The sequence below is a fragment of the Campylobacter sp. 2457A genome (genome assembly GCF_020135895.1).
Taxonomy (GTDB): domain Bacteria; phylum Campylobacterota; class Campylobacteria; order Campylobacterales; family Campylobacteraceae; genus Campylobacter_D; species Campylobacter_D taeniopygiae.
This window is the reverse complement of the sequence record NZ_JACHTO010000008.1, coordinates 50,279-69,365: the sequence shown is the minus strand read 5'-3', so window position 1 is coordinate 69,365 and position 19,087 is coordinate 50,279. Positions and strand designations below refer to the sequence as shown.

Below are 19,087 nucleotides of genomic sequence, written 5' to 3'. Positions count from 1 at the left end.
ATACCTGCTGAACTTGCATGGGAAATGAATTTGCCTTTACCGGATAATTATGAGTTTGTGTTTTGGGGGAGTCATGGGGTAGGGAATTTTGGTTTTAGTAGTTTTATGAAAAAATTAAATATGATATGCGTCTATTATGAAAATAATAATCCATTTTTGGATTATTGCAATTGTTATAATAAATTATTATTTTTGAAAAAATCAAATAGCAAGATTTATTTTCAGATTAGAGAATATTTTAATCAAAAAAATTATTATTTGATTAATGTTAAAAATAATTTATGTTTAGTTAGAGATCCTATTAGTATTTTAAAAGCCTTTTTAAATTTAAATAGACGGAATATAAATTTTATTGATGAACTTGAGTTTGATTTTAATATTGATATTTTTTTAAAAAATAGAATAGCATACGTTAATGAGATAGGTAAAGCAGAAAAGCCAACTTTAAATGCTATAAATAGAGTTCTTCAAAAACATGGTTTATCTTACTATTTCCATGATGTTTTAACCGCAAAGTTACTAAATATAAAAAATACATATTTTATTGATATGAGTGAGATATTACATGATAAAATTTTCCAAACTTTGTGTAAGCTAAACACTATCTTTAATATTGAAAAACCAAATATTAAAGATAGTAAATTTTATAAACATAATTTTGGAGAATATAATACATGGCTACCTATAAAATTAAATCTATTTACTCTTATAGGTAAAAAAATAATTATAACTATAGATGATAAATATAGAGGATTTGATTATGAAGAATTAAATTATATAAAGTTAAATAAATTTTTAAATTTTAATTTTGATAAATTTATAATTTTGCTAAATAAAAGTGATAAAAATTTATTTTTTGAATGCATAAAATCTTTTAAAGATAAAATTGAAAAATATTTAAATACTCTTTTTTCTTCCCTAGAAAAGCAAAAAAATATAGAAAAAAATAAAAAATTATCAGAAAAAGATATTTTATTTTTCTTAAAAAATAATCATTTTTTAAGAACAAAATTCATGCAAATTATGAATTTAAATCATTTGTCCTATATCAAGCAACATCGCCCAGATATAGTAGCTTCTTGGAAATACTATCAAGAATTTGAAAAAATGTGTGAAGAATTGGATGATTAAGATTTATGAAATTTCTTAAATACTTTCATCCAACTTTTGCTTAACATTTTTTTAGGGGTTATTAGGGCATTTTCTTTGCCATTAACTGCATGATAAACGCTTACTCCATATTTGCTTGCATAAAATTTCATCAATAATTGTTGAAGTTTATATTCACTTGAATGATTAAACCAAGCATTGTTGCTTATGGCTATGATAATTTGAGAATTTTGATAATTTTTTTCTTTGGTTGCTTCATAGCAAATTGCATTGGTGATGATTTTATGATCGAGTTTATATTTACTTTGAATAGGACCTTTAGAAAATTCTTGAGTGTTAGGTAAAAAATATTTTTGAATGAGATCTTTAAAGATTGGAATTTCTTCTCCAAATGGAACTAGATAATGTTTATTAAGTATATAGACATTGCCTTCTTTAAAAATATAAGTGCTGTTGTAAATATGATCATTTTCGCTATTAAAAGCTCCCGTAATAATTGTGATTTGATAAGATAAATTTTTGAGTAAATTTTCATAAGGAGTATTTTTCAAATCAAAAGGAAAAGCGGTTTCAGGTAAAATCACTAATTTTTTGTTTTCTTTAATTGCCTCAATGATTTCTTTTAAAAGGAATTCTGTATTGGATTTTATATTTTCTGCTAAAAATTTTTGATCTTGAGATATATTTGTATTGATTAATTTGTAAGATATGTCTAGTTTTTGAGCTTGTTTTTCATCGTATTGTAATCCCATGAAAAACAAAATTAAAACTATAGCTATTTTGTAATATCTTGAAATATAACCTTCATAAATAAAATAAGCGATTAAAAAAATAGAAATAACGCCCTTATAACTTGTATCAAAAAAACCATAAACGGTAAATATTCCCCAATTTAGCCAATCAAACCCAAAGGGATGGATAAAACTAAGGCAAAAAATTCCACAAAGTCTTAAAAAATCAAATTTCAACCAATGACAAATTCTAAAAAGTAAGCCATAAAACAATCCTATAAAAAAGATGACAATGGGAACTAAATAACTAAGATTAAAATAAATTGAGGAAAGCCCTATCCACCAAAACCAAAGTATTCCTGTAAAAAAACCTATCCAAAAGTATTCTTTGGCTTTTTTATGTTTTAAAAGTAATATTAAGCCCCAAATCGCTAAAAATGGACTTATAGTTTGGGTAAAAATGTTTTCAAAAAAAGATAAATAAATTGGATTTGAAAGTAAAATTGCAACAAAAAAGACTTTTATTATTTTAAAAATGGTAGAATTAGTATTTAATTTTTTTGGAATAAAGGAAAAATATGGAAGAAAAGTCAATTTTAACCTCATTGTTACCTCTTGTTGTTTTATTTGCTATTTTTTATTTTTTAGTAATAAGACCGCAGCAAAAACAAGCAAAAACTCATAAAGATATGCTTAATTCTTTGCAAAAAGGCGATAAAATCATTACTACTGGTGGACTTATTTGTGAAGTTGTAAAACCAGAAGAGGATTTTATCAAAGTTAAGCTTAATGAAGACAATGTTACTGCGAAAATTTCGCGAGAATTTGTAGCAAAGAAAATTGATGCGTAATTCTAAACTAACCTATAGACTGATTGTTTTTATAGCGGTTTTTATCTTTGGAGTGATTTTTTCACTTCCTTCTTTTTTGCAATCTCAAAAAGGCGCCAAAATTAATCTAGGTCTTGATTTACAAGGCGGACTTTATATGCTTTTAGGAGTGGATAATGAAGAAGCAGTAAAATCTAAAATCAAGTCTATTGCCTCTTCTTTAAATTATTCTTTTAATAAAGAGAATATTTTATATGATGGATTAAGCACTCATGGAGATAAATTAGAATTTACCTTACTTGATAATGCAGATGTATCTAAAGTAGATGAATTACTTAAGGAAATCAAGGGTTTAAAAATCCAAAATGAAAATATGCATTATCAAATTTCTTTTACCCAAGAAGAAGTTAAAAATATCGAAAATTTTGCACTTTTACAAGCTGTTGAAACGATCAGAAATCGTTTGGATCAATTCGGACTTGCTGAACCTACAGTTGCTAGACAGGGTGAAGATAAAATTTTGGTTGAACTTGCAGGTATTAAAACCAAAGAAGATGAATTAAGAGCAAAGGAACGTATTACCAAAGCAGCACATTTACAACTTATGGAAGTGGATGATTCTAAAATGGGAGAAGCTGCAACTATGAGCGATGCAGAGGCAGCGAGTTATGGGCTTATTTTAGTCCCAGATTCTAGAAATCCAAATTTAAAATATCCGTTAAAAAGTGTTCCTATTTTAGATGGATCAATGCTGACAGATGCTAGGGTTGGTTTTAGTGATAAAAGTAATTATCCGGTGATTAATTTTACTTTAAATTCTGAAGGTGCAAAAAAATTTGCTGATTATACAGGGTCTCATGTTGGCAAACGTTTAGCAATCGTGCTGGATAATAAAGTTTATTCTGCTCCATCTATTAATGAAAGAATAGGCGGGGGAAGCGGTCAAATTAGTGGAGCTTTTACCCAAGAAGAAGCGCGTGATGTAGCTGTAGCTTTAAGAAGTGGAGCTTTATTGGCACCGGTTAAACTTTTAGAACAAAGAAGTATAGGACCATCTTTAGGTGCTGATAGTATAAAAATGAGTATGATGGCCTTAACGGGTGCGTCTATTTTTATTATAGTTTTTATGATAATTTATTACCGCGTAGCTGGAGTTTTTGCTAATATTGCAATGATAGTTAATATTTTAGTTGTTGTTGCTATTATGGCAATGTTTGGAGCTACTTTAACTCTACCAGGTATGGCAGGACTTGTTTTAACTGTGGGGATGGCTGTGGATGCTAATGTAATTATCAATGAACGTATCCGAGAGCTTTTGCGAGATGGAGTAAAAATAAAAACAAGTATAGAGCAAGGCTATAAAAATGCTATGAGTGCCATTGTGGATTCTAATATTACTTCTTTGGTTACTTCAGTTGTGCTTTATATTTATGGAACAGGATCGGTTAAAGGCTTTGCTGTAACTTTGGGTATAGGTATAGTTGTTTCTATGATCACTGCTATTTTAGGAACTCATGGAATGTTTGATTTATTTATGCATCGTATTGAAAAAAGCAATGATACAAAATTTTGGTTTGGATATAGGAGAAAATAATGCAGTTTTTTAGCGAGAAGAAAATTTATGATTTTATGAGAATGCGATTTGCTGCAATTTCTCTTTCTTTTTTTCTATTTTTTGGATCAATTTATTTGCTTTGGGATAGAGGTTTGCAATACGGTATTGATTTTAGTGGAGGAACTTTGATTCAGCTTAAATATGATAATGAAGTCGCCCCTATACCTCAAATTCGTGAGCTTTTAGAAAAAAAAGGCGGTTTTCAAAGTCTATCTGTGACAGAATTTGGCAATAAAGATGAAGTAACCATCCGTTTTTTAGGAAGTAATGAGAGCCTAGGAAATGATATTAGCGCTTATATCAGTGAAATTTTAAAAGATACTGGAAAATTCGAAGTTCGTAGAGCTGATGTTGTAGGCCCAAAAGTTGGAGATGAGCTTAGAAATAAAGGGATTACCGCTGTTGTTATTTCATTGATCGCTATTTTAATTTATTTAGCAGTTCGTTTTGAGTGGCGTTTTGCTATGGCTGCAATTATTAGTGAAATTCACGATGTGATCATAACTTTGGGTGCGATTTCTCTTTTTAAGATCGATGTTAATTTGGATACTTTAGCTGCAGTTTTAACTGTGCTTGGATATTCTTTAAATGATACAATCATTATTTTTGATAGGATAAGAGAAGGGATTAAAACAAGCAAAAGAACAGAGCTTGCACCTATTATTAATGAAAGTGTATCGGCAACTTTATCAAGGACTATTTTAACATCAGGGCTTACTTTAGCTACAGTAGTTATTTTGTATTTTTTTGGCGGAGAAATGATACAAGGATTTTCTTTAGCGCTTATAGTGGGTATTGTAGCAGGAACCTTAAGTTCTATTTTCGTAGCAAGTCCGACTTTACTTTGGTTTAAATTTAATGTGCTTGATTTTAGAAATAAAGAGCTTGAAAAACTCAAAAGAAAACAAGAAAAAGAACGTAATCGTTCTATGTATGAAAAAGGAATAGTTTAAGGAGAATAATTGATGGCTTATGAAGCAAAGAGTATAGAAAAAAAATGGCAAGAAATTTGGGATCAAAATGATTATTTTGAACCAAAAAATGATTTTTCTTTACCTAAAAAATATATTTTATCAATGTTTCCTTATCCAAGTGGGCGCATCCACATGGGACATGTTAGAAATTATAGCATAGGGGATGCCATATCGAGATATTACCGAAAAATAGGTTACAATGTTTTGCATCCTATCGGTTTTGATAGTTTCGGCATGCCGGCCGAAAATGCTGCGATTAAACATAAGGTACATCCAAAATCTTGGACTTATGAAAATATAGATTATATGAAAAATGAACTTTTTTCTTTAGGTTTTTCTTTTTCAAAAAAAAGAATTTTAGCTACTTCTGATCCGCTTTATACAAAATTTGAACAAGAATTTTTTATTAAAATGTATGAAAAAGGTTTGATTTATACTAAAGAAGCTAATGTTAATTGGTGTGAACAAGATCAAACGGTTTTAGCAAATGAGCAAGTTGAAGATGGAAAATGTTGGCGTTGTGGGCATGAGGTTGTCCAAAAAAAGATGCCAGGATATTATGTAAAAATCACTGCCTATGCGGACGAGCTTTTAAAAGAGCTTAAAAATTTGAAAGATAAGTGGCCAAATCAAGTATTAACGATGCAAGAAAACTGGATAGGTAAAAGTGAAGGTCTTGAATTTAAGCTTATTTTAGATGAAAAAAGCCAAGAAAAAAGCCAAGAAGATCATATTGATGTTTTCACTACACGTGCTGATACGATATATGGGGTAAGTTATATTGCTTTATCGGTTAATCATAAAATTGTCCAAAATCTTATTAATCATTCTCATTTAGATTCTAAGCTAATTGAAAAAATCAAGCAAATTCAAAACCAAACTCCAAGGGAAAGACAAAGTGCTGAAAAAGAGGGCTATTTTTTAGATATTTATGCTTTGCACCCTTTAACAAAAGAAAAAATTCCTGTATGGGTTGCTAATTTTGTTTTATCTGATTATGGAAGTGGTGCGGTTATGGCTGTTCCCGCACACGATGAGAGAGATTTTGAATTTGCAAACAAATATAAGCTTGAAATTAAAAAAGTGATCGAGTGTGATTCTAAACTTCCATACACGCAAAAATCAGGAAAACTCATAGAAAGTGGTGAATTTAGTGAAATAGAGTGCAATATAGCAAGAGATAAAATCATTGCCTTGTTTGAAAAAGAAAATATAGGAAAAAGAACTATTAATTTTAAAATTCGAGATTGGGGGGTTTCGCGTCAAAGGTATTGGGGCGCTCCTATTCCTATGATCAAATGTGAAAAATGCGGCATAGTTCCACAAAAAATAGAAAATCTTCCTGTTGTTTTACCTGAAGATATAGAGATCACTGGAGAAGGAAATCCTTTAGAAAAGCACCCAACTTGGAAAGAATGCACTTGTCCAAAATGTGGTCTTAAAGCCTGCAAAGAAACAGATACTTTAGATACTTTTTTTGAAAGTTCTTGGTATTTTGCACGTTTTGCAAGTGACGAAAAAACTTGGCAAGAAAAAGCCTTGGATGAATCAAGTATGAAATATTGGATGAATGTTGATCAATATATTGGCGGTATTGAACATGCTATTTTACATTTGCTTTATGCAAGATTTTTTCAAAAAGCTTTAAGAGATTTAGGATATTTAAATGATAGTGAGCCTTTTGATAGACTTTTAACTCAAGGTATGGTTTTAAAGGATGGGGCTAAGATGTCAAAGTCTAAAGGCAATGTTGTAGATCCTGATGATATTATTAAAAAATATGGAGCCGATACGGCAAGATTATTTATTTTATTTGCTGCACCACCTGCGAAAGAGTTAGAGTGGAATGATGATGCGCTTGAGGGTGCCTATAGATTTATTTGCAGACTTTATGATAAGGCGCAAAATGTTAAAAAAGGAAAGCTTTTAGAGCTTAAGCAAGAAAATTTAAACAAAGAAGAAAAATATGCGAGATTAAAAGTATATGAAGCTTTGAAAAAATCTGAAGAAGTATATACTCAAACCTTTGCATTTAATACTTTGATTGCATCTTGCATGGAGGCTTTAAACGCACTTTCAAATTGCAAGAATGAAGCTTTAGAACAAGAAGCTTTTTATATCATCTTAAATATTTTAGAGCCTATTATTCCTCATGTTTGCTTTGAATTAAGTGAACAGCTTTTTGGATGTGAAAATTTTAAAATTTTAGAATTAAAAGAAGAAGTTTTTGTAAAAGATATACTAAATTTAGCCGTAAGTGTTAATGGAAAAAAACGCGCAGAGATAGAAATTTCAAGTTCTGCTAGTAAAGATGAAATTCTAAAAATAGCTAAAGAAAGCGTTTTTAAATGGATTCAAGATAAAAATATAGTCAAAGAAATTTATATTGAAGGAAAATTGGTTAATTTGGTGATTAAATGAAGAAAGTTTTTATTAGTTTTATAGTGTTGTTTTTTTCAGCTTGTGGCTATGTTCCAACTTCAAAAATAGCCGATAATATCTTTGATGAGAAGGTTTATGTTAATGTAGAATTAAACCTTCAAGATCCTAAAAATAGTATTTTTGTGGCTGATACTCTTAAGGAAATGGTTATTTCTAAACTTGGAAGAAAGCTTGCCTTAAAGCATGAGGCTGATGATATTATCAATGTTAAGATGGATAATCTTGATTTTATTCCTTTAATTTATGATAAGAATGGCTATGTTGTAAGCTATAAAGCTAGATTAAATTTGGAATTTTATGTTATCTTTAAAGATGGCACAAGTGAGCATTTTAATACAAGCGGTAGTTATAATTTTGATATTTCACCTAATAGTATCATAAGTGATTCTGCGCGTTATGATGCCATCCGTTCTGCTTCAAGTGAAGCTTTTGATGAATTTATTTCAGCTATAGCTATTAAAGGTCATAAGCGTGCTGCCCAACATTAATGAAATCGCAAAAAAAACTTTAATTGCTTTAAAGGAAAGGAAGTTACGTCCTACTCCTGAAAATTATACTGAAGTATTTGAAGAAATTGCACAAAAAGATAAACTTACAACCTTAAACAAGGTAAAATTGGAAAAATACAAAGCTTTGCTTTTATCAAATTATCAACAAGAACTTGATTCAAAACCTGTTCGTACTATTGAGGAATTGATAACTTTTTTAATTTCTGTACTTAATAGACAAAGTGGAAAGCAATTTAGTGAATTTTTTGATTTTTTATCCACTCTATGCAAGGCTTTACAAGTAAGCAAAGATAAAAAAATTAGAGATTTAGCAAAAATTACTTCGATAAGAATTTCTAAAACTATGGATAGCGAAAGTATTTATTTGCTTTCCAAAAAATGGAAAGAATTGGAAAAAAGTTATGAAGAAAATGATTTTGATAATGAGATGAGAAAGTATGGTATTGGTAAATTTGATGATTTTGACACAGTAATTAAGAAACTTTTAAATAAACTTGGAGAAAGAAATTTAGAATATTTTTGCGAACTTTTAACGTCTTGTTTAAATCCTTCTTTGGTGGATGATCTTAAAATTCAAGGGTTTTCACAAAATTTATCTAAAAAAGCTTTTTTAATCAATGAAAATAATTTTAAAAATGAACTTTTAGAAATTGTTAGTCACCGAGTGATGGTTGATAATATGTATGTGCAAAAAAATTTAAATTTTTTCAATGAGAATTTAAAAAAGATCTATGAGCTTTTTAGCTTATTAAATAAGACTAATCAGCAAAATATGGATTTTGTTAACACTTTAAATCCAGATGAAAAGGGTGAGGTTAAGATTAGTTTTGAGTTTTTAAAGAAAAAGCTTGAGCAGCTTAGTGAAAAGATTAATTCTTTAAATACCCAAATTGAATTCACTCAAAGTCTTGAAGAGAGAGAATCTTGGACTGTTGTTAAAGAGCTTGAGAAATTGGATGAAAATTTCAAAAAATATAAAGTAAATTATGCATTAGCTTTATTCTCTATACAAAACTATCGTTTTATTATGGAAAAATATGGAGTTGGGAGTTTAAATGAAATTTTTGTTCGTTTTAAAAAAATTTTAAAAGATAGTTGCAATGAATTTGATGAACTTTGGATGATTGATGAAAAAAGCTATTTGATTATTTCTCCAGGGAAAAGCAAAGAAGAAGTTTCTAGGCTTGTAAATGATAATTTAAAGACTATTGAGAATTTTCGTTTTATTTATAAGCAAGATGTTATTACGCCAAAGATTGATACAGCTTATTTAGATAAGCAAAGTAATCCAGATATCAATATCTTAGAAGAATTAATAAGCCAAATTGCTGATTTAAATCAAAAACATGATACAGAATAAGGTGAATGATTTTTTAGCAAAGAAAAGTCTTTGCTATGATAGAATTGATCGTTTTTTAATGTTTAGAATGTATGAAAAATACAAAAATCAACTTTTATTAAAACCAGTAATTCAAATCATTGGAACTAATGGCAAAGGAAGCACCGGACGTTTTTTAACACAACTTTTAGAAAATGTAGGATATAGCGTTGGACATTATACTAGTCCTCATATATTTGACTTTAAGGAACGTTTTTATAAAAATAAAGATATAGTTAGTGATGGGGAATTAGAACAAGCCCATGAGCAATTGGAAAAAATTTTCAAAGAAGAATTAAATAAGCTAAGTTATTTTGAATACGCTACTTTTCTTGCAGCTGTGCTTTTTAGAGAATGTGATTATGTTATATTTGAAGCAGGTTTAGGTGGAGAATATGATGCAACTTCAGTTTTTGAAAAAAAAATGAGCATTTTTACAAAAATAGGTTTTGATCATATGCAAATTTTAGGTGATTCTTTGGAAGAAATTGCAAGAACTAAACTTAAAGTTATGTCAAAAAAAACTTTAATTTCATCAGAGCAAGAAGAAGTTGTTTTACAAATGGCAAAAAAAATTGCTAAACTAAAAAATATTGATCTTATCTTTGCTTCAAATTTTGAAGGCGATTATTTATCATTAATTCAAAATTATATTCAAAAATATAATTTACCTTTATATTTAAAACATAATTTAATCTTAGCTTTAAATGCTTTTGAGATATTGCTTTCTAAGGAAAAAATAAAAGCAGCTTTAGCTAAATTGGGAAGATTAAATCTTAAAGGGCGACTTGAGCAATTAGAGCCAAATTTATATATAGATGTTGGACATAATGTAATGGCAGCTGCTGCTTTGCGTGATCAATTTATGGGTGAAAAAATAATTTTGGTTTATAATTCTTATCAAGATAAAGATGTTTTTGAAATTTTAAAAACATTAAAGCCTATTATTGATACAATTAAAATATACAAATATGTTAGCATAGAAAGAAAGCTAATAAGTAATGAAATTTATAATCTAGCTAATATTTTAGGGATCAAATGCGAAGAATTCAATTTTTTAGAAAAACAGAAAAAAACTTTAGTATTTGGTTCTTTTGCTTTAGTAGAAAATTTTTTAAAGGAATGGAGTGATAAAAAATAAATTTACAATTACAATCACAGATATTAATGGTTCTAAACATTTTTATCTGAATCAGATTATTAAAAAAATTTTTATTTATATTATTGCTTTTGTGCTTTTATTTTTAATTTTTAGTGGTTTTTATATCAAATATCTTGACAGTAAAGTTACAGATGTGAGTAAAAAAAGAGAAGAACTTTTGGCAAAAAGTAAAGAGCTTGAACATTCTAATATTCAAATGCAGAAAAAAATTGAAGAAAAAGCAAAGCAATACGCAGCTATCGAAGATAAAATTGCTTCTTTTGAGGAAGCTTTGGGTTTAGAAGCTGAAAATAATCTTACAATTACAGATAGATTGGAAAATCTCAAATTAACCAATGAGCAACAAGTTGAGATTTTAAAGCAAATTCCTAATGGGTGGCCTATAGAAAATAAGGGTATCACGGGAAATTTTGGTTGGAGAGAACATCCGCTTTTAAAAAGAAAAGAATTTCATCCAGGTATTGATTTAAGAGCAGAAATTGGTACTCCTGTACATGCTACAGCAAATGGGGTTGTGGAATTTGCAGGATATAGCGATAATGGATATGGCTATAATGTTATTTTACTCCATAATTTTGGTTTTAAAACTGTTTTTGCACATATGACACGCAGAGATGTTGTTAAAGCAGGGCAATTTGTTACCAAAGGACAATTGATAGGATATAGTGGAAATACTGGTCTTTCAACGGGGCCGCATTTGCATTATGAGGTGAGATTTATCAATAAAACTCTAGAACCATTATATTTTTTAAATTTACAAAGAAAAAATATGAATAATTTTTTTAATCAAGAAAGGAGAGTTCCATGGCAATCTTTAGTAAAGGCAGTCACAGCGCAGCATCTACCTCAAACTCAGAAACAACAGTAATTTCTTCAGGTGCTAGAATAGAAGGTAAATTTTATTTTGCCTCAATGCTCCATGTGGATGGAGAGCTTAGTGGAGTTATACATTCTGAAAGTATTGTAGTGATCGGTAAGAATGGTAATTTAAAAGGCGAGTTAAAGGCTGATAAAATCGTTGTAAATGGTTATTTTGAGGGCGAATTAGAGGCAAATAGTTTAGAAATTTTAACCGGTGGAATGGTTAATGGAGATATCAATATTAAAGAATTAGCTATAGAAAATGGCGGACGCTTTAATGGGGTGAGCAAGATCAAGCAAGATGAACCGGTTAAATTAATAGAAAATACACCAGAAGAATAAATGCAAGCTAATTTTTTTGAATACTTGCAAGAAAATAAAGCACCGCAACTTGTGCTTTGTGAAAATGATAAAGAAGCTTTTTTATTGACTCAAGTTTCTCTTTATCAAGGTTTTAAAACTTTTGTTTTACCAGATTTTAGAGCTGAATTTGGGGATGATCTAAGGGCATTTTCTAAAGAACTTTTTGAAATTTGTAAAGTTTTAAATGCCTATCATAAAGAAAACAATGATAAAATTTTAATCTCTCCATTATCTACTGTTTTAAAAAAACTTCCCTCTAAAAATCATTTAAAAAATTATGTTGTATCTAAAAAAGATACATTTAAAATCAATGAATTTCGTGATGAACTTGTAAAATTAGGCTATGAATTTGTTGATATGGTGCAAGATAAAGGTGAGGTGAGTATTAGAGGTGAGGTTATCGATATATTTTGCATCAATGAAGAGACTCCAATTAGAATTTTATTATTTGATGAAGAGATAGAAAGCATTAGAAAATTTGATCTTGCGACGCAAAAATCCATAGCTAAAGAATATGAGAGTTTTGAAATTTGTCCATTTTTAAACCATTTTTCAAATTCAGATTATGAAAATTTTCAAAATAATTTAGAGCATTTTGAAAGTAATACTTTAATCAATGATATCAATTCTTTGGGCTTTTGGTGTATAGATGATTTTTATGATTATTTAGAGCTTGATTTTGTTAGTATTAAAAAATTTGATGAACAGGAATGGCAAAAAGATTTAAGCAAGATCAATGCTAGAATTATACCTGAAGTAAAAAAATATAAAGATTTGAAAAGTTTTTATAATAAAGATTTTTTTTATTTTCATCAAAATAAAAAGATTACGGTATTGGCAAAAAATGAGGCTCTTTTTAAAGCTTTAGAATTAGATGAATTTTCAAATATTCATTTTGCAAAAAGTGAGTTGATTTTAAATTTAATCACTCATGAAGAATTGATTATCTCACTCAATAAAAAAGAAAAACAAAAATACAAACGCAAAGCAAATTTAATCATAGATGAGCTAAAACAAGGCGATTTTATTGTCCATGAAGATTATGGCGTGGGTAAATTTTTAGGTCTTGAGATGATCAGCGTAGCGGGAGCTAAAAAAGAATTTGTTTCTATTGAATATCAAAATAGCGATAAACTTCTTTTGCCAGTTGAAAATTTATATCTTATAGACAAATATTTAGCTACAAGTGGTTCTATTCCACTTTTAGATCGTCTAGGAAAAACCACTTTTATTAAATTAAAAGAAAAATTAAAAGTCAAGCTTTTAGCCATTGCTTCTGAGATTGTTGCTATGGCGGCTAAAAGATCTTTGATTAAGCCAAAGCCAATCAAAGTTGATTATGCCCAACAGGTATATTTTACCTCAAAAGCCGGATTTTCCTATACCGAAGATCAAGTTAAGGTGTGTGAGGAAATTTTACAAGATTTTCAAAGCGGTAAAGTTATGGACAGGCTTTTAAGCGGAGATGTGGGTTTTGGTAAAACTGAAGTTGCCATGAATGCCATTTATCCCGTGGTTAAAAGCGGATTTAGTGTTTTTTTCTTTGCACCAACGACGCTTTTATCACATCAGCATTTTAAGACTTTGAAAAAACGTTTTGAAAATTTTGAAATTCCTATTTTTAAGCTTGATCGTTTTACAAATTCTAAAGAGAAAAAAGCACTTTTAGAATATTTAGATCAAGAAAAACCTTGTGTTATTGTTGGCACTCATGCGCTTTTAAATTTACAGTGTAAAAATCTAGCTCTTGTGATTATTGATGAGGAGCATAAATTTGGAGTAAAACAAAAAGAAAAATTAAAAGAATTAACCCAAAATTCACATCTTTTATCCATGTCAGCTACTCCTATTCCAAGAAGTTTAAATCAGGCTTTAAGCTCTATAAAATCTTATAGCGTATTGCAAACTCCGCCAGAAGATAGACTGGATGTGAGAACTTTTGTTAAAGAAAGCGATGATGCGCTTTTAAAAGAAATTATTTCTAGAGAATTAAGACGTGGAGGGCAAATTTTTTATATTCACAATCACATAGCAAGTATTGAACAATGCAAAAAACATTTGCTTGAACTTTTTAAAAATTTAAAAATTTTAGTCTTGCATTCTAAAATCGATGCAAAAGTACAAGAAGAAGAAATGCTTAAATTTGAAAATAAAGAATATGATTTGCTTTTAAGCACTTCTATAGTTGAAAATGGCATTGATTTGGCCAATGCTAATACTATGATTGTAGAAAAAAGTGATCGTTTTGGAATGGCTGATTTGCATCAATTGCGTGGAAGAGTTGGAAGGAGTAATAAGCAAGGATATTGTTATTTTTTAGTTGAAAATAAAGAAAATATCACTCAAGATGCTTTAAAACGTTTAATTTCTTTAGAAAGCAATTCTTTTTTAGGAGCAGGATCTGTTTTGGCTTATCATGATCTTGAGATTAGAGGTGGAGGAAATTTATTAGGAATTGATCAAAGTGGGCATATGGAACAAATAGGACTTAGCCTTTATTTGAAAATGCTAGAGGATGAACTCAATGCTTTAACAAAAAAAGAAATTTTTGAAGAGAAAAAAATTGATTTAAAATTAAATATCAATGCTTTTTTAAATTCAGAATTGATTTCTGAAGATCGCCTTAGACTTGAAATTTATCGTCGCTTGAGTAAGTGTGAAAAAATCAATGAAATTTATGAAATCGAAGGTGAAATTGAAGATCGTTTTGGTAAGCTTGATGTTTATACTAAGCAATTTTTATCTTTAATGATGATTAAAATTTTAGCCTTAGGCAAATTTAAAGTAATCAGCAATTTTGAACAAAATATTCAATTTATAAATTTTAATGATGAAAAAGAATTTATCAAAGCAAGAAGCAAAGATGATGATGATGTTATCGATGCTATTTTAACATATTTAAGAAAAATAGATGAAAATCAAAATATCTCAAAGGATATTGTATGAACGGAGCAGAAATCTTTAAAAAATTGTTGAGTTTAAATTTGGATTTTAAAGAATTTGATTGGCTTGAAAATCAGGGCTTAAGTGATGTTGAATTATTAATTTCTGTTATTTTAACGCAAAATACAAATTGGAATAATGTCTTAAAAGCTTTAAATAATCTTAGAAATTCTCAAATCATTTCTTTAGAGCAAATTAGTCAAATAGAAAATCACAATCTTGCATTGCTTATAAAGCCAAGTGGATTTTACAATACTAAAGCAAAGCGTTTAAAAGATTTAATTGAAGCGATTTTAAAAAAATACAATGATTTGGATAATTTTAAGGAAAATGTTTCTAGGGAATGGCTTTTAAAGATTAAAGGTTTAGGTTTTGAAAGTGTGGATAGTATTTTAAATTATCTTTGCAAAAGAGAAATTTTGGTTGTCGATAGTTACACTCATAGACTTGCTTTATTTTTAGGATATGAATTTGAAGATTATGAAGAATTGAGGGAATTTTTTCAAAGTGGTATAGAAAACGAACAAGAAAATTTATGCAAAATTTTAAACAAATCTTATGAGCTTTATGAACTTTATCAGATTTTTCATGCTTTGATTGTTGCTTTTGGAAAACTCGCTTTTAAGGGTAAAAAATTAAGCCTTGAGGGTGAAAAATTGATTCAAATTTTAAAGGAGGGATGATGAGAGCAAAAGGGAGTGATTTGATTCCTGTTTTAACAATAGCGGGAAGCGATTGTAGTGGTGGAGCTGGAATTCAAGCGGATTTAAAGACTTTTAGCGCTCACGAGCTTTTTGGCATGAGTGTAATTTTAAGTGTTGTGGCTGAAAATACAGCAAGGGTTATTTCAGTACATGATATACCAACTTCAAGCGTGGATGAGCAAATGTTAGCTGTTTTTGAAGATATAGTGCCAAAGGCAACTAAGATAGGAATGATAGGAAGTTGTGAGCTTATGAGCTGTGTTGCGAAAAATTTAGAGCTTTACAAACCGGAAAATTTGGTTATTGATCCTGTGATGTTTGCTAAAAATGGTTACGCTTTAATGCCTGAAGAAAATTGTGATTTTTTTAAAAAAACGATTGTTGCTTTTGCGGATTTACTCACCCCAAACATACCAGAAGCAGAATTTCTTTGTGGTTTTAAAATCAAAGATGAAGAAGAAATGATAGAAGCGGCAAAATATTTATGTACTTTGGGTGCTAAAGCCGTTTTACTTAAAGGCGGACATAGTGAAAATAATGCAAACGATGTACTCTTTGATGGTAAAGAAATCCATATTTTAAAAGGTGAGCGTATAGAAACTAAAAATACACATGGAACGGGTTGTACTCTTTCTTCAGCTATTGCAAGTAATTTGGCTAAGGGTTATGATTTGTTAGAAGCAGTCAGTAGTGCAAAAGAATACGTTAAAAATGCGATTTATTATTCTTTAAATTTAGGCAAAGGTTGTGGGCCAACCAATCATTTTTATAGGTTTTTAAGTGAAAAATAATCTTGATTTAAAATTATATCTTGTTGCAAGCAGAGGAAAAAGAAGCGATGAGGTATTTTTAAATATACTTGAAAATGCTATTAAAGGCGGAGTTGGTATAATTCAATTGCGCGAAAAAGAACTAAATTCTCGCGAGTTTTATGAGCTAGGAAAAAAGGTGCAAAAGCTTTGTAAAACTTATGAAATACCTTTTTTAATTAATGATAGAATCGATATAGCTTTAGCTTTAAATGCCGATGGTGTGCATTTAGGACAAGAAGATTTGCAAGTTAAGATCGCAAGGGAGCTTTTGGGAGAGAAAAAAATAATAGGTTTAAGTTTAAAAACCTTAGAACAACTTGATTTTATAGAAAGTGCTGATTATTTAGGTTGTGGTGCAATTAGGGCAACGCCAACCAAAGAAAGCTCCCTTATAAGTTTAGAAACTTTAGGGCAAATTTGCAAAAAAAGTCCTATACCCGTAGTGGCCATAGGCGGGATTGATGAAGAGGTGATATCTGAATTAAAAGGTATTGCTTTGACTGGAATTGCTGTTGTTAGAGCCATCATGGAAGCTAGTGATCCTTATTTAAGTGCAAAGAAACTTAAGGAAACTTTTTGTGCCAATTTATCTTCTAAATAAAGCTCCTTTTGAGGGAGTGAAAAATCTTATCTTAAATGAGATTGTTTTTTTTGATATTAAACTCAATTTAGATCGATATGATGCTTTAATTTGTACTTCAAAAAATGCTTTAATAGCTCTACAAAAAAACAAAATTCCTTTAAATTTGGATATGGAAGTTTATACCATAGGCGAGAATACGGCTTGTTTTGCCCAAAAATTAGGATTTAAAAATATTAAAATTGCTAAAAAATCTTATGCTAGTGATTTTTTTCAAGAATTTAAAGAAGAGTTGGAAAATAAAAAATGTCTTTATTTAAGAGCAAAAATCATAGCTTCGAGTTTAAATTTAGATTTAAGAAATAATGGTGTTGATTTGGATGAAGTTATTGTTTATGAAAATGTTTTTAAATCAAGCGGTGAAATTTTAATACATCCTTCGATATTTATTTTTACTTCTGCTTTAAGTGTGGAAAATTTTTTAAAAAATTATAGTTTGCATGAAGATGATATCGCTATAAGTATTGGAAATAGTACAGCAAAAAAGCTTTTGAATTTTAAAAATCTTTTTGTGTGTGAAAAACAAAGTATTGAAGCTTGTGTTGCTTTGGCTAAAAAGTTAGAGTCTAGACTAGTATAATTTAGTTTTTTTGGGTTTAAGCCAGAAATTTTCTTTTGTGTGCAAAATGAAGGTTTTATTGATTAAAATTTCATCATTAACTCCTTTTTGAGAATTTAAGGCTATGCTAATATGAGCAATTATAATCCCATCTTTGCTTAAATTTGCGTCTTGATTGATGGATATAAGTTTAAAATTTTCACACTTAGCGATGGGGTAATAATAAGTGATTTGAATTTTATCATTTGGATTAGGATAGTTTAAAGTGATGGAATTTAAACATTCTTTATTTTCTAATTTAGCTTTATATAATAAATATTTGGCGAGTTTTTCATCAATGAGTATTTGTGTTTGTAAATAATAATACGTATCTCTTATAAATCTTGGCGTGTAGCTTAAAAGTGTAGTGTTTAAACTCAGCCAAAATCCTAAAAAAGATATTAAAACTATGAGAGTGATTAAAATATAAGCTTTTTTCATAAAAATAATCTTTTTTCAAGACAATATTCTTGCTTTTGGTTTTTCATACATATTTTTAATTTGGAATTTTGCATTTTGAAAAAACTTATATTTTCGGCTAAGATGGCTTTTTGTTTTAATTCATCGTTAAATTTTGGCTTGATTTCATAATGAATTTGATTGTCTTTAAAAATGAGATTTAACTCAGCACTTATAGGTATAAAGTCCCCAATAAAAGAACTTGAAAGATTGTTTTCTGATAGAATAAAAATTTTTTTAATTTGATGATCGTGTAAGCCATAAACTATGTTTTGTTCATCCTTATAAAGTGCTTTTCTATTTTGAAGTTGGGTTTGTAAATCGCTTTTTGGAGAATATAAAGTAGCATTATTTTTTAAAATTAAAGCGGAGTTAAGCAAACGTGTCTTTTTATCTTCAAGAATCAATAAATCATCTTTTAAAAAACAATGGATAGAATACTCATCTATCAGACTCATATCAATGCAAGATTGGAGTAATTTTTCTATTTTAAGTAGTGTTAAATGCGTATTGGTGGCAAGTTCTTTTGATTTTAAATTTTTATTATTGAGTTGATAAAATTCCCATAAAGGTTTAGAAAGTATGGCAAGTATTGTTCCAGCTAAAAGAAGTGCAATGATGAATTCAAAAAGGGTAAAAGCTTTTTTCATGGTAGAAAATAGAAAGTGTAATTTTGATCTTTTATGTAAAGTCTTTTAAATTTAAACAAATCATTCTCTATATAATGTTCTTTAAATTTTAAATCTTTTAATTCTTGAGTATGAAGTGTAATGTCTTTTTGCTTGGGATTTAGATAAAGTTCATTTTGGAGTGTGTATAATTTTTGAAAAATATCTAATTTTTTTTCATTTTGATGAAAATAAAAAAATAGTTTTGAAAGACTTATAAAAATTATGCTTAAAATTATAATTGAAATAATTATTTCTAAAATAGAGAAAGCGTTTTTCATTCATTTG

At 28.9% G+C, this 19,087-nt stretch carries 19 protein-coding genes; 15 read left to right on the top strand and 4 right to left on the bottom strand.

Annotated elements, in window-relative coordinates; genetic code table 11:
- The coding region (locus H2280_RS04055; protein WP_337215746.1) for a DUF2972 domain-containing protein at window positions 1-1,131 on the top strand (1,131 nt) is incomplete at its 5' end.
- Here H2280_RS04055 and H2280_RS04050 read toward each other — a convergent pair.
- Complete coding sequence (locus tag H2280_RS04050) at window positions 1,128-2,447, bottom strand: apolipoprotein N-acyltransferase (RefSeq protein ID WP_337215745.1); 1,320 nt, start codon at window positions 2,445-2,447, stop codon at window positions 1,128-1,130. The two genes, H2280_RS04055 and H2280_RS04050, sit on opposite strands and share 4 nt — an antisense overlap.
- Here H2280_RS04050 and yajC point away from each other — a divergent pair.
- Genes yajC through H2280_RS03980 form a run of 14 tightly spaced genes read left to right on the top strand, consistent with a single transcriptional unit; the run spans window position 2,420 to window position 17,654 of the window.
- Window positions 2,420-2,692, top strand: coding sequence for a preprotein translocase subunit YajC (gene yajC, locus H2280_RS04045; RefSeq protein ID WP_137623435.1), 273 nt, complete (start codon window positions 2,420-2,422; stop codon window positions 2,690-2,692). The genes H2280_RS04050 and yajC overlap by 28 nt on opposite strands.
- The gene (gene secD / locus H2280_RS04040) at window positions 2,685-4,265 is read left to right on the top strand and encodes a protein translocase subunit SecD (RefSeq protein ID WP_337215744.1); all 1,581 of its coding nucleotides are present in this window, start codon (window positions 2,685-2,687) and stop codon (window positions 4,263-4,265) included. The genes yajC and secD overlap by 8 nt, the downstream gene beginning before the upstream one ends.
- Complete coding sequence (secF, locus tag H2280_RS04035) at window positions 4,265-5,239, top strand: protein translocase subunit SecF (protein WP_337215743.1); 975 nt, start codon at window positions 4,265-4,267, stop codon at window positions 5,237-5,239. Before secD ends, secF begins: the two co-directional genes overlap by 1 nt.
- A gap of 12 nt (window positions 5,240-5,251) precedes the next feature.
- Window positions 5,252-7,681, top strand: a complete 2,430-nt coding sequence (gene leuS / locus H2280_RS04030; protein WP_337215742.1) for a leucine--tRNA ligase — start codon at window positions 5,252-5,254, stop codon at window positions 7,679-7,681.
- Entirely contained in the window at window positions 7,678-8,190 is a 513-nt protein-coding gene (gene lptE / locus H2280_RS04025) for an LPS assembly lipoprotein LptE (protein WP_137623432.1), read from the top strand. Before leuS ends, lptE begins: the two co-directional genes overlap by 4 nt.
- A complete protein-coding gene (locus H2280_RS04020) occupies window positions 8,174-9,571 on the top strand; it encodes a hypothetical protein (RefSeq protein ID WP_337215741.1) in 1,398 nt (465 codons plus the stop codon). Before lptE ends, H2280_RS04020 begins: the two co-directional genes overlap by 17 nt.
- Window positions 9,558-10,730 carry a Mur ligase family protein gene (locus tag H2280_RS04015; protein ID WP_442862340.1) on the top strand — a complete coding sequence of 391 codons (1,173 nt, stop codon included), beginning with the start codon at window positions 9,558-9,560 and terminating at the stop codon, window positions 10,728-10,730. Before H2280_RS04020 ends, H2280_RS04015 begins: the two co-directional genes overlap by 14 nt.
- On the top strand, window positions 10,717-11,619 hold the full coding sequence (locus H2280_RS04010) for a M23 family metallopeptidase (RefSeq protein WP_137623429.1): 903 nt from the start codon (window positions 10,717-10,719) through the stop codon (window positions 11,617-11,619). The genes H2280_RS04015 and H2280_RS04010 overlap by 14 nt, the downstream gene beginning before the upstream one ends.
- The gene (locus H2280_RS04005; protein ID WP_137623428.1) at window positions 11,556-11,954 is read left to right on the top strand and encodes a bactofilin family protein; all 399 of its coding nucleotides are present in this window, start codon (window positions 11,556-11,558) and stop codon (window positions 11,952-11,954) included. The genes H2280_RS04010 and H2280_RS04005 overlap by 64 nt, the downstream gene beginning before the upstream one ends.
- Window positions 11,955-14,921: a DEAD/DEAH box helicase gene (locus H2280_RS04000; protein ID WP_337215740.1), complete on the top strand. Its 2,967-nt coding sequence runs from the start codon at window positions 11,955-11,957 to the stop codon at window positions 14,919-14,921.
- Window positions 14,918-15,601, top strand: a complete 684-nt coding sequence (locus H2280_RS03995) for a 3-methyladenine DNA glycosylase (RefSeq protein ID WP_337215739.1) — start codon at window positions 14,918-14,920, stop codon at window positions 15,599-15,601. Before H2280_RS04000 ends, H2280_RS03995 begins: the two co-directional genes overlap by 4 nt.
- Complete coding sequence (gene thiD, locus H2280_RS03990) at window positions 15,601-16,413, top strand: bifunctional hydroxymethylpyrimidine kinase/phosphomethylpyrimidine kinase (RefSeq protein WP_337215738.1); 813 nt, start codon at window positions 15,601-15,603, stop codon at window positions 16,411-16,413. Before H2280_RS03995 ends, thiD begins: the two co-directional genes overlap by 1 nt.
- Entirely contained in the window at window positions 16,403-17,035 is a 633-nt protein-coding gene (gene thiE / locus H2280_RS03985) for a thiamine phosphate synthase (RefSeq protein ID WP_337215737.1), read from the top strand. The genes thiD and thiE overlap by 11 nt, the downstream gene beginning before the upstream one ends.
- Window positions 17,013-17,654 carry a uroporphyrinogen-III synthase gene (locus H2280_RS03980; RefSeq protein ID WP_337215736.1) on the top strand — a complete coding sequence of 214 codons (642 nt, stop codon included), beginning with the start codon at window positions 17,013-17,015 and terminating at the stop codon, window positions 17,652-17,654. The genes thiE and H2280_RS03980 overlap by 23 nt, the downstream gene beginning before the upstream one ends.
- Here the strand turns inward: H2280_RS03980 and H2280_RS03975 are convergent.
- Genes H2280_RS03975 through H2280_RS03965 form a run of 3 tightly spaced genes read right to left on the bottom strand, consistent with a single transcriptional unit; the run spans window position 17,646 to window position 19,080 of the window.
- A complete protein-coding gene (locus H2280_RS03975; RefSeq protein ID WP_337215735.1) occupies window positions 17,646-18,113 on the bottom strand; it encodes a hypothetical protein in 468 nt (155 codons plus the stop codon). The genes H2280_RS03980 and H2280_RS03975 overlap by 9 nt on opposite strands.
- Window positions 18,110-18,781: a hypothetical protein gene (locus H2280_RS03970; protein ID WP_337215734.1), complete on the bottom strand. Its 672-nt coding sequence runs from the start codon at window positions 18,779-18,781 to the stop codon at window positions 18,110-18,112. The genes H2280_RS03975 and H2280_RS03970 overlap by 4 nt, the downstream gene beginning before the upstream one ends.
- A complete protein-coding gene (locus tag H2280_RS03965; RefSeq protein WP_337215733.1) occupies window positions 18,778-19,080 on the bottom strand; it encodes a hypothetical protein in 303 nt (100 codons plus the stop codon). The genes H2280_RS03970 and H2280_RS03965 overlap by 4 nt, the downstream gene beginning before the upstream one ends.
- Window positions 19,081-19,087: the final 7 nt, after the last annotated feature.

Bases quoted from the DNA above. Each gene is read 5' to 3' on its own strand.
- yajC (WP_137623435.1), top strand. From the start codon at position 2,420: ATGGAAGAAAAGTCAATTTTAACCTCATTGTTACCTCTTGTTGTTTTA.
- H2280_RS04050 (WP_337215745.1), bottom strand. From the start codon at position 2,447: ATGAGGTTAAAATTGACTTTTCTTCCATATTTTTCCTTTATTCCAAAA.
- secD (WP_337215744.1), top strand. From the start codon at position 2,685: ATGCGTAATTCTAAACTAACCTATAGACTGATTGTTTTTATAGCGGTT.
- secF (WP_337215743.1), top strand. From the start codon at position 4,265: ATGCAGTTTTTTAGCGAGAAGAAAATTTATGATTTTATGAGAATGCGA.
- leuS (WP_337215742.1), top strand. From the start codon at position 5,252: ATGGCTTATGAAGCAAAGAGTATAGAAAAAAAATGGCAAGAAATTTGG.
- lptE (WP_137623432.1), top strand. From the start codon at position 7,678: ATGAAGAAAGTTTTTATTAGTTTTATAGTGTTGTTTTTTTCAGCTTGT.
- H2280_RS04015 (WP_442862340.1), top strand. From the start codon at position 9,558: ATGATACAGAATAAGGTGAATGATTTTTTAGCAAAGAAAAGTCTTTGC.
- H2280_RS04005 (WP_137623428.1), top strand. From the start codon at position 11,556: ATGGCAATCTTTAGTAAAGGCAGTCACAGCGCAGCATCTACCTCAAAC.
- H2280_RS04000 (WP_337215740.1), top strand. From the start codon at position 11,955: ATGCAAGCTAATTTTTTTGAATACTTGCAAGAAAATAAAGCACCGCAA.
- H2280_RS03995 (WP_337215739.1), top strand. From the start codon at position 14,918: ATGAACGGAGCAGAAATCTTTAAAAAATTGTTGAGTTTAAATTTGGAT.
- thiD (WP_337215738.1), top strand. From the start codon at position 15,601: ATGAGAGCAAAAGGGAGTGATTTGATTCCTGTTTTAACAATAGCGGGA.
- H2280_RS03975 (WP_337215735.1), bottom strand. From the start codon at position 18,113: ATGAAAAAAGCTTATATTTTAATCACTCTCATAGTTTTAATATCTTTT.
- H2280_RS03970 (WP_337215734.1), bottom strand. From the start codon at position 18,781: ATGAAAAAAGCTTTTACCCTTTTTGAATTCATCATTGCACTTCTTTTA.
- H2280_RS03965 (WP_337215733.1), bottom strand. From the start codon at position 19,080: ATGAAAAACGCTTTCTCTATTTTAGAAATAATTATTTCAATTATAATT.